Source organism: uncultured Methylobacterium sp. (assembly GCF_964242245.1).
Lineage (GTDB): Bacteria > Pseudomonadota > Alphaproteobacteria > Rhizobiales > Beijerinckiaceae > Methylobacterium.
On the sequence record NZ_CAXTBY010000128.1, the window covers coordinates 1 to 9,779 of the forward strand.

A 9,779-nucleotide genomic window follows, 5' to 3' on the forward strand; every position below is an offset into this window, starting at 1 on the left:
CTTGCCGTTGGTGCCGGCCACGTGGATCACCGGCGGCAGGCGGCGCTCGGGGTGGTTCAGCCGGGCGAGCAGGCTCTCGATCCGCCCGAGCGACAGGTCGATCGTGCGCGGGTGGAGGGCGAGGAAGCGCGCCATCAGCGCGTCGGACGAGTCCATCTCTGTTGCGGATCTTCAGGCCGGCTCGGGGACGGGGATCGGCGCCGGCGCGGCGCGGACGGGCTCCGGCAGGTTCATCAGCAGGCTGCAAACTTGGCAGATCGTGTCCTTGAGGGCGTGGCGGTGGACGACCTGATCGAGCATGCCGTGCTCCAGGAGGTATTCCGACCGCTGGAACCCGTCCGGCAGCTTTTCGCGAATCGTCTGCTCGATCACCCGCGGTCCGGCAAAGCAGATCAGCGCGCCGGGCTCGGCCAGGTGAACGTCGCCGAGCATCGCGTAGGAGGCGGTGACGCCGCCCGTGGTCGGGTTGGTGAGCACCACGACGTAGGGGAGGCGGGCCGCCCGCAGGCGCCGGATCGCGACGGTGGTGCGCGGCATCTGCATCAGGGAGAGGATGCCCTCCTGCATCCGCGCGCCGCCCGACGCTGCAAACATCACGTAGGGCGTGCGCTTCTCCAGCGCCGTCTCGGCCCCGCGGATGAAGGCCTCGCCCGCCGCCATGCCGAGGGAGCCGCCCATGAAGGCGAAGTCCTGGGCCGCCAGCGTCATCGGCAGGCCGCCGACGCGGCCGAAGCCGACCTTGAACGCGTCCTGCATGCCCGTCTTGGCGCGCGCCTCCCTGAGGCGGTCGGCGTAGCGCTTCTCGTCGCGGAACTTCAGCGGGTCGGCGGCGACCTCCGGCAGCGGCACGTCGATCCAGGTGCCCTCGTCGAACATCATCTTCAGGCGCGCGCTCGCGCCCATCTTCAGGTGGTGCTCGGAGCCGGGAATGACCCAGAGGTTCCCCTCGACCTCCTTGTGGAACACCATCTGCCCGGTATCCGGGCACTTGACCCAGAGGTTCTCCGGCGTCTCCCGCTTGAACAGGGTCTTGATCCTGGGGCGCACGACCTCCGAGATCCAGTTCATCGGTTCGACTATCATGACGCGCCCGTCCGGTTCCTACAGGGCCTGATATCAGGTTCGGGCGGCGGCCGCGCCAGGGCCGTGCCGGAGGGAGGGCCGCGTCAGGCGGCGCGCACGCCCGCGGCGAGGTCCCGGACCAGGGCGGCCACGGCCTCGACGGTGTGACCCTGCGCCCGGCCGTCGCCGTCCAGCGAGCGGTGCAGGGCGTCGACCAGCGCCGAGCCGACCACGACGCCGTCCGCGCCCCGCGCGATCGCGGCGGCGTGCGCGCCCGTCCTCACGCCGAAGCCGACGACCACCGGCAGGTCGGTGTGGCGCCTGATGCGGGCCACCGCCGCGCCGACCTGGCCGAAATCCGGCGTCGCGGTGCCGGTGATGCCGGTGATCGAGACGTAGTAGACGAAGCCGGCGGTGTTCGCGAGGACCGCCGGCAGGCGGCGCTCGTCGGTGGTCGGCGTGGCGAGCCGGATGAAGGCGAGGCCCTTCTCCAGCGCCGGCAGGCAGAGCTCGTCGTCCTCCTCCGGCGGCAGGTCGACCACGATCAGCCCGTCGATGCCGGCCGCCGCCGCGTCGTCGAGGAAGCGGGCGACGCCGTAGGTGTGGATCGGGTTGAAGTAGCCCATCAGGATCACCGGCGTGCCGGCATTCCCGTCGCGGAACCGGCGCACGAGGTCCAGCGTCCGGGCGACCCCCTGGCCGCCCTTGAGCGCGCGCAGGCCCGCCGCCTGGATCGCCGGGCCGTCGGCCATCGGGTCGGTGAACGGCAGGCCGAACTCGACGATGTCGGCGCCCGCGGCCGGCAGCGCCTCCAGCACCTTCAGGGAGGTCTCGGCGTCGGGATCGCCCGCCATCACGTAGGTGACGAGGGCGGCGCGGCCCTCCGTGCGGCAGCGGGCGAAGGTGGCGTCGATGCGGGCGGGCATGGTGCCTGTCTGGTTCGGAAGCAGGTCGGGGGTTGGCGCCGCGCCTACACCATCGGCGGCGGCCCGTGAAGCGCGGGCGACCGCTGGCCGGTTCCTGCGGCGCCTCGCGTGCGCGAGGCCTGAACCGCCCGGCTGCCTTGAAACGAGGCAATGCTAAATCGGCGCCAGCCGCTTACGAAACGAGCAGGCGGGAATACTTTGCACACTGTTGAAGCAATGAAGTAAAAGTCTTAGGTCTCGAAACACGATCAACGCCGGTCGAAAGACCACATCGGGAATGAGACATGACCACGGCATCCGAAATCAAGAACCGGTTCCATGCGCGGCTCGAAGCGTCCGAGGCCCGCGAGAACGATTTTCGCCGTAAGCTGCTCGCCGACGGCGCCCGTGCGCTTCAGCCGGTGCTCGCCGTTCTGACGCTGATGGCCGAGGTGCTCGACGAGCGCGACAACGTCCACGGCAGCATCACCGGTCTCGATTGCGAGATCGATCGGGAGGGCTTCGTCTGCCTGCGCGCGAGCCTGCGCGGCGCGACGGACTCCGAGCGTCGCATCGTGATCAAGTACGGCCCCGAGCTCGGCGGCCGCAACCTGATCTCCGTCTCCGGCCTCGGCCAGAACTATGCCGAGACGCTCGCCAAGGCCCACTGCGCCGCGTCGAGCCTCGGACGCTCGGTCGGCAGCGACCTTCAACTCGACGTCGCCCGCAGCCAGGACCTGGCGGACGTGGTGCGCGAGATGGTCGAGGCGTACTTCGCCGGCCAAGCGCAGCACCACGTCGGCGCCGCGGCGCGCCGCGACACCTTCGCCGCGATGCAGTAACCCCCCGGCCCGATGGTCGTCCCGGCGATGGCCTGACTCATCGCCGGGATCCGTCTGCGTCCTATCTGGAAGGTGATGCGACGCCCCCATGCTCGGTGCGCCGTCCCCGAATCTCCAGTCTGCGTTCCGTCCGCCGGTGCGCGCGGGACACCGACACCATGGCCTCAGCGACCTCCCCCGTCTGGTTCATCACCGGCTGCTCCACCGGATTCGGCCGCGACCTCGCCCGCGCGGTGCTCGCCCGCGGCTGGCGCGCGGTGGTGACCGCCCGCGACGCGGGCCGCGTGGCCGACCTCGTCGCGGAGGCCGGGGACCGTGCGCTGGCGCTGGCGCTCGACGTTACCGATGCGAGCCGGATCGAGGCCGCCGTCGCTGAGGCCCGCGCGCGGTTCGGGCGCGTCGACGTGCTGGTGAACAATGCCGGCTACGGCTACCAGGCCTCGGTCGAGGAGGGGGAGGAGGCCGAGATCCGGGCGCAGTTCGACGCCAACGTCTTCGGCCTGTTCGCTCTGACCCGCGCGGTCCTGCCGCTGATGCGGGCGCAAGGGGCCGGCCACGTCCTCAACGTCACGTCGGTGGCCGGCTTCATGGGCTTTCCCGGCTCGGGCTACTACGCGGCGAGCAAGCACGCGGTCGAGGGCTGGTCGGACGCGCTGGCGGCCGAGGCCGGGCCGCTCGGCATCCGGGTCACCTGCGTCGAGCCGGGGCCGTTCCGCACCGACTGGGCCGGGCGCTCCCTGAGGCAGACCGCGAACGCGATCCCCGCCTACGCCGAGACGGCCGGCGCTCGGCTCAAGGCGACCGCGGAGAAGAGCGGCACCCAGGCGGGCGACCCGGTGCGGGCCGCCGAGGCGATGATCCGCGTCACCGAGATGGACGATCCGCCGCGCCACCTCGTGCTCGGCGCCTGGGGCTACGAGGCGGTGACCGAGCGGCTGAAGGGCCGGCTTGCCGAGATCGAGGCGTGGCGGGAGACCAGCCTCGGCGCTGATTTCCCGCAGGGCTGATCCGTCCGAGGGGCGCGACGAAGCACGACCCCTACGTCCGGACGACAATCCGCCGACGCGCCGGGGGAGGGGAGGCGGATCGATCGGTGGGAATCGCCGCGCGCGTCGGCGCAGGTCCTGCAACCTCCGGTTAAGCGCCTTTCCAAACCCATCCTTCAACCTCCCCTGCGATCCTGCGCCCTGCCCGGATCGTCACGCCGGGGGAGATCCGCATGGACCCCAGGGACTTCGCCGTCGCGCTCGCGCTCCTCATCGCCGCGGCGAGCCTCGCGCTGGCCTGGGCGCGCCGGCCCAGACCGCGGCCTGCGGACGAGGCCGAGCACCTGCACGATCGGATCTGGCAGATCTCCGAGAGCGAGGACCGCTACCGGGCGCTGGTCGAGGCGACCACGGACGTGATCGTCCAGCGCGACGCGGCCGGGCGGATCACCTTCGCCAACGAGGGCTACGCCGCGCTCCTGGGGTACACGCCCCTCGCGCTGATCGGCGCGAGTCTGGACCTCGACGTGCTGGAGACGGCCGGCACCGAGACGGGCGCGGACGGCGTCCGCCGGGTCGAGGCGCGGGTGCGATCGGTCGACGGCGCGCCGCGCTGGTTCGCCTTCGTCGAGGTCCCGGTCGCCCGCGGGTCCGAGCCGATGCAGTGGCTCCGCGCCGGCCGCGACGTGACGAGCCGGATCGAGTCCGCCCGCGCGCTCGACGTGGCGCTGGCGCGGGCCGAGTCGGCGAGCGTGGCCAAGTCGCGGTTCCTCGCCACCGTCAGCCACGAATTCCGCACGCCGCTGAACGGCATCCTCGGCATGGCCGACCTCGTCCTCGACACCACCCTCGACGCCGAGCAGCGGACCTACGTCCAGGCGGTCCGCACCAGCGGGCAGGCCCTGCTGTCGCTCATCGACGGCATCCTGGACTTCTCGCGCATCGAGGCCGGGCGGATCGACCTTTCCGCCGAGCCGTTCGACCTGCCCGCCCTCGCCGAGGCCGTGGTCGAGCTGCTGGCGCCCCGCGCCCAGGACAAGGGCATCGAGGTCGCCCTCGACGTCGCCGAGGACGTCGCGCCCCTGGTGGTGGGCGATGCCGACCGGGTGCGGCAGATCCTGGTCAACCTCGTCGGCAACGCGATCAAGTTCACGCGCGACGGCGGCGTCGGCGTCGTCCTCGGGTGCGAGGCGGGCAGTATCGTCCTGTCCATCGCCGATACCGGCCCCGGCATCGCCGAGGACCGGATCGCGCTCCTGTTCGAGGAGTTCGAGCAGGGCGACGGCAGCGCCAGCCGCCGCCACGAGGGCACCGGCCTCGGGCTCGCCATCACCCGCCGCCTCGTCGCGCGGATGGGCGGGCGGATCGAGGCGCAGTCGCGCCTCGGCCGCGGCTCGACCTTCCGCGTGTGGTTGCCGCTGCCCGCCGCGGACGTCCAGCCCGCCATGCCCCCCCGCGCGGTGCTCGGCGCGCGCCGCGTCCTGATCGTGGCCGAGTCGCCGTTCCAGGCTCCGTACCTCGCGCGCAGCCTCGCCCGCTCGGGGGCCGCCGCGGTGGTCGTCCCCAACCTCAAGGACGGGCTCGACGCGCTCGCCGGCGTCGGCTTCGACGCGGTGATCGCCGACCGGGCGCTCGGCGACGACGCGGTCAGGCGGCTGGCCGACGAGGCGAAGGCCTGCGGGGTGCGCTGCAGCCTCGTCCTGCTCTCGCCGTTCGACCGGCGCGAATTCGGCGCCCCGGGGGCGGCCGGCTTCGACAGCTACCTGATCAAGCCGGTGCGCGCCCGCTCCCTCCTCGACCGCCTGCTCGCCCCCGCACCGCCGGCCGCGCCCGAGGCCGCGCCGCGCCCACCCGTCCGCTCCGGGGCGGGCCTGCGCGTGCTCCTGGCCGAGGACAACCCGATCAACGCGCTCCTGGCGACCAAGGCGCTGGAGCGCCTCGGCGCCGAGGTGGTCCACGCCGCCGACGGGATCGAGGCCCTGGCGCGCATCGCCGAGGGCACGGCCTTCGACCTCGCCCTCATCGACATCCGCATGCCGAACCTCGACGGCCACGAGACCGCCCGGCGCATCCGCGCCGCCGAGACGCGGACGAAGGGCCACCGCCTCCACCTCGTGGCGCTCACCGCCAACGCCGGCCGCGAGGACGAGCGGGCCGCCCGCAGGGCCGGCTTCGACGGCTTCCTCGCCAAGCCCCTCGACCTGAAGCTGCTGCCCGCCCTGCTGGAAGGCCGCGCGGCGCGCGCGGCTTGACGGGCCGGCGCCTGCGCGCGAACACCCGACCCATGTCAGCGCCCTCGCATCCGGACCCGATCTCCCGCGGCAACGGAAGCCGCGTGGCCTGGAGCATTGCCGGCCTCGTCGCCGCCACCGTGCTGCTCGGCGCGCTCCTGCCCGGCCGGCCGATGCACGCCGTCTCCGCCTCGCCCGCCGAGGACCCGGCCTGCGCCGAGTGGAGCGACGGCTGCCGCGTCTGCCGCCGCCTCGCGGAGGGGCCGGCCTGCTCGCTGCCCGGCATCGCCTGCACCCCGGGCCCGCTGCAATGCCTGCACCGCGCGGGCGGGTGAGCGCGGGACTTGGCCAGCCGGTCTTCCGCTTCGCGCCCAGCCCGAACGGGCGGCTGCACCTCGGCCACGCCTACTGCGCGCTGCTTAACGCCGACTTCGCCGCCCGCGCGCACGGCCGCCTGCTGCTGCGCATCGAGGACATCGATCCGGTTCGCTCGCGCCCCGCGTTGATCGCGGCGATCCAGTCGGACCTCGCGTGGCTCGGGCTGACGTTCGAGGCCCCCGTCCGGCGTCAGTCGCAGCACGGGCCCGCGTACCGCGCGGCGCTCGACCGCCTGATCGCGCGGGGGCTCGCCTACCCGTGCTTCTGCACCCGCGGCGACGTCCGCGCGGCGACCGCCGCCGGTCCGACCCCGCGCGATCCGGACGATGCCCCCCTCTATCCCGGAACCTGCCGCGCCCTGGACCCCCGCACGGCGGCTGTCCGCCGCGCGGCCGGCGAACCGCACGCGTGGCGGATGGACACCGCCCGCGCCCGCGCGTCGGTATCCGGCCCGCTCACCTACCGCGCCTTCGACGCTCCGGAGACGAACATGGCCCGGCACCGCGACGCGGCTCCCTCTTCCGTTCGGGAGAGGGTTGGGGTGAGGGATGAGAACCATCCGGAGAGGTCACGCCCCTCATCTCAATCGTCTCCCCCTGGGAGACGAGACCCGCGCGCGATTCGGGTGGAGGACGAAGCACGCGGGCCCGATGGCGACCACTCGGTCGCCGCCGATCCGGCCCGCTGGGGCGATCCGGTGATCGCCCGCCGCGACGGGGCTGCGAGCTACCACCTCGCCGTCGTGGTGGACGACGCCGCGCAGGGCGTGACGCACGTGGTCCGCGGGCGGGACCTCGAAGCGGCGACTGACCTGCACGTCCTGCTGCAGGCGCTCCTCGGCCTGGAGACGCCGCGCTACCACCACCACGGATTGATCCTCGGACCGGACGGTGCGAAGCTGTCGAAGTCGAAGAACTCGGAAACCCTCGCCGATCTCCGCGCGCGGGGCGCGCGCGCCGAGGCGATCCGTGCGCGCCTCGGCTTCGCCTGAGCGAGAAGCTCAGATTAGCGGACGGCGGCGTCGCGCTGGGCCATGGCGGTCGCGGTCCTCGATTTCTGCATCACGGCGTCGATCTGCTCGCGCTGGCGCTTGAACTCGGCGAGCAGGCGCCCGTCGAGTTCGCGCCCCCGCGGCACGCGGATCTTCATCGGATCGACGAAGTGGCCGTTGATGATCACCTCGTAGTGCAGGTGCGCCCCTGTGGAGAGGCCGGTGGAGCCGACGTAGCCGATCACCTGCCCCTGCCGCACCCGCGTGCCGGCGCCGATGCCGCGGCCGAAGCGCGACATGTGGTTGTAGGTGGTGACGTAGCCGTTGATGTGCTGGATCTCGACCCGGCGGCCGTAGCCGGAATCCCACTCCGCCTTGATCACCGTGCCGTTGCCGGCGGCGACGATCGGCGTGCCGATCGGGTTCGCCCAGTCGACGCCGGTGTGGAGCTTGGCGTAGCCGAGCACCGGGTGCCGCCGGTAGCCGAAGCCGGAGCGCATGATCCCGTCGGCGATGGGTTTCCGGATCAGGAACTTCTTGAGCGAGCGGCCCTGGTCGTCGAGGTAGTCGATCGAGCCGTCGTCGGGGGACTGGAAGCGGTAGACCTTTCGCGGCTCTCCGCCGAGGTTCAGCGAGGCGTAGAGCAGGTCCGGCCGGTCGGGCGCGGCACCTGCATCCTCATCGTAGGTGTAGAACACGTCGAGGCCGTCGCCGCCGGAGATACGGCGCTGGAAATCGAGATCGTAGCTGAACACCCGGACGATGTCCTCGACGGTGGCGCGCGGCAGGTCGTGCCGGGCAGCCGTCTCGTAGAGGCTCTGGTAGAGGCGGGGCCCCGAGCCGCCATCCTCCTCGTCGTCCTCCCCGTTCTCAGCGGACGCGGGCGCCTTCCGCGACGGGGCGTCCTCGGGCGGCGGCGCCACGGAGACGAAGGCGCCCCGGTCGTTGATGGCCGCGATCCCCTCGATGCCGCCCTCGCCGTAGAGCACCACGCGCGTCACTTGGCGCGGGTCGCCGGGCTTGGCGCCCGGCGCGATCTGAACCCGGAACTGCTGGCCCTCCGCGAGCGCCGCAATCTTGGCCCTGCCGCCGAGCGCGGTGGCGATGCCGCGGAACTGCTCGTCGGAGGCGAAGCCCGTGGCCTTGATCACCCCGTCCAGGGTGTCGCTGCGCTTCAATGCGAGGTCGCGCTCCTCCACGAGCGGCGCCTCGCTCGCGCGCAGCTCGACCTTGGCGAGCTTCGTCACGTTCTCGGGGACGACGAGCACCTCGATCGACTTGAACGGGTTGCCGTCCTTGGCGGCCCGTCCCGCCCCGTCGAAGTCGGCGGCGAGCGTGCTCCCCTGGAGCGCGCGCGAGAGCAGGATCTGCGGTGCGATCGGGATCGAGGTCCGCCGCCCGGCCTCGGCCGCCATCCGGCGCTCCTCCTCGACCTGCGCGGTCACGTCCTCGTCGTTGAGCGCCGGCGCGCCGGCCTCGACCTCGGCGAGGTCGCGCTTGACCACGCTGACCTCGGCGCCCGGCGCGTCGCCCGTGCCCGGGTCGGCCGCGCGCTCGGCCGGTTCATCGGAGACGAACTTCATCGGATCGAACTTCGGGACGTCGCCGGCAAACGTCCCGGTCGACATCGACAACGCCGTGGTGATGCGCACGAAGGGGCGGACCTTGATGATCTCGCGCTCGCCGAGCCGCACGGTCACCGGCGCGCGGAAGCTCTGCTTGGCCGAGGCGATCATCAGGTTGCGCACCAAGCGGTCGCCCTTGCGCGCGAGGTTGGCGCCGCCCTCGCTCGGCTGCGGACGGGCGGGCGCGCTCACCCGCTCGGGGAGCGCGGCGAACGAGGCCTCGCCCTGGAGCGAGACGTGCAGAGCCGCACCGATCAGCGCCGCCCCCGTCAGGCCCGTGAGCGCGCTGGCGCAGAGCCAGCGCAGGTTCACCGCACGCCGGTCGACGCGCGTCGCATCCGATCCGAGCAGGTCGAGCGGCGGCGGGACGCCGTGCGCGTAGCCCTGTAAGACATCCGGGCCGCCGACGGCATCGCCGATCTTGAGACGGTCGCGCTTCACCGATGGTCCTTGAGGGTCTCACATCCATCGCAGGTGCGGCAGGGGCCCTGATGCCGCCGCAGCACGGGCCGCGGTACGAGATGATCATGTCGAAGGCCAGCATGTCGAGATTGAGGCGCCGCCGCAGCGCATCTTCCGCACGTCTTCCTCCCCACGCCGCCATGGAAGGAACATCCCGCACGCCGACGGGCCGACGCCGGCCAAGACCGTCCGACCAAGGTCCGTGCTGGCGCAGGTTGGCATTTTCGAACGGTTGGAATTTAGGCATTGACGGCTTGGTTTGGTGTGGGTATACCCCGGTCATCGGCGCCGGCCGCG

The 9,779-nt window shown here is 72.5% G+C and carries 8 protein-coding genes and 1 pseudogene; 5 read left to right on the forward strand and 4 right to left on the reverse strand.

Going from position 1 to position 9,779, the window contains the following annotated elements:
• The 3 genes and pseudogenes from ACFE8Y_RS18770 to trpA all read right to left on the reverse strand — a co-directional run.
• Positions 1–156: pseudogene (locus ACFE8Y_RS18770) on the reverse strand (bifunctional folylpolyglutamate synthase/dihydrofolate synthase); the annotation flags it as partial.
• A gap of 15 nt (positions 157–171) precedes the next feature.
• Entirely contained in the window at positions 172–1,083 is a 912-nt protein-coding gene (accD, locus tag ACFE8Y_RS18775; protein WP_375465897.1) for an acetyl-CoA carboxylase, carboxyltransferase subunit beta, read from the reverse strand.
• A gap of 83 nt (positions 1,084–1,166) precedes the next feature.
• Positions 1,167–1,988: a tryptophan synthase subunit alpha gene (gene trpA / locus ACFE8Y_RS18780; RefSeq protein WP_375465898.1), complete on the reverse strand. Its 822-nt coding sequence runs from the start codon at positions 1,986–1,988 to the stop codon at positions 1,167–1,169.
• A gap of 284 nt (positions 1,989–2,272) precedes the next feature.
• Here trpA and ACFE8Y_RS18785 point away from each other — a divergent pair, with 284 nt between their 5' ends.
• The 5 genes from ACFE8Y_RS18785 to ACFE8Y_RS18805 all read left to right on the forward strand — a co-directional run bounded on the left by ACFE8Y_RS18785 (position 2,273) and on the right by ACFE8Y_RS18805 (position 7,395).
• Positions 2,273–2,809, forward strand: a complete 537-nt coding sequence (locus ACFE8Y_RS18785; protein ID WP_375465899.1) for a hypothetical protein — start codon at positions 2,273–2,275, stop codon at positions 2,807–2,809.
• A 158-nt stretch (positions 2,810–2,967) separates the two neighbouring features.
• Positions 2,968–3,816, forward strand: coding sequence for an oxidoreductase (locus tag ACFE8Y_RS18790; RefSeq protein ID WP_375465900.1), 849 nt, complete (start codon positions 2,968–2,970; stop codon positions 3,814–3,816).
• 212 nt (positions 3,817–4,028) lie between these two features.
• On the forward strand, positions 4,029–6,047 hold the full coding sequence (locus ACFE8Y_RS18795; protein WP_375465901.1) for an ATP-binding protein: 2,019 nt from the start codon (positions 4,029–4,031) through the stop codon (positions 6,045–6,047).
• Between the two features lie 32 nt (positions 6,048–6,079).
• Positions 6,080–6,361, forward strand: coding sequence for a hypothetical protein (locus tag ACFE8Y_RS18800; protein WP_375465902.1), 282 nt, complete (start codon positions 6,080–6,082; stop codon positions 6,359–6,361).
• Positions 6,358–7,395, forward strand: coding sequence for a glutamate--tRNA ligase family protein (locus ACFE8Y_RS18805; RefSeq protein WP_375465903.1), 1,038 nt, complete (start codon positions 6,358–6,360; stop codon positions 7,393–7,395). Before ACFE8Y_RS18800 ends, ACFE8Y_RS18805 begins: the two co-directional genes overlap by 4 nt.
• A 14-nt stretch (positions 7,396–7,409) precedes the next feature.
• On the opposite strand, the gene ACFE8Y_RS18810 is transcribed toward ACFE8Y_RS18805, so the two are convergent.
• A complete protein-coding gene (locus ACFE8Y_RS18810; RefSeq protein WP_375465904.1) occupies positions 7,410–9,461 on the reverse strand; it encodes a M23 family metallopeptidase in 2,052 nt (683 codons plus the stop codon).
• Positions 9,462–9,779 lie beyond the last annotated feature (318 nt).

What these genes read in the sequence shown, in the direction of transcription:
- ACFE8Y_RS18790 (WP_375465900.1), top strand. Translation starts at nt 2,968, where the DNA reads ATGGCCTCAGCGACCTCCCCCGTCTGGTTCATCACCGGCTGCTCCACC.
- ACFE8Y_RS18795 (WP_375465901.1), top strand. Translation starts at nt 4,029, where the DNA reads ATGGACCCCAGGGACTTCGCCGTCGCGCTCGCGCTCCTCATCGCCGCG.
- accD (WP_375465897.1), bottom strand. Translation starts at nt 1,083, where the DNA reads ATGATAGTCGAACCGATGAACTGGATCTCGGAGGTCGTGCGCCCCAGG.
- ACFE8Y_RS18800 (WP_375465902.1), top strand. Translation starts at nt 6,080, where the DNA reads ATGTCAGCGCCCTCGCATCCGGACCCGATCTCCCGCGGCAACGGAAGC.
- trpA (WP_375465898.1), bottom strand. Translation starts at nt 1,988, where the DNA reads ATGCCCGCCCGCATCGACGCCACCTTCGCCCGCTGCCGCACGGAGGGC.
- ACFE8Y_RS18785 (WP_375465899.1), top strand. Translation starts at nt 2,273, where the DNA reads ATGACCACGGCATCCGAAATCAAGAACCGGTTCCATGCGCGGCTCGAA.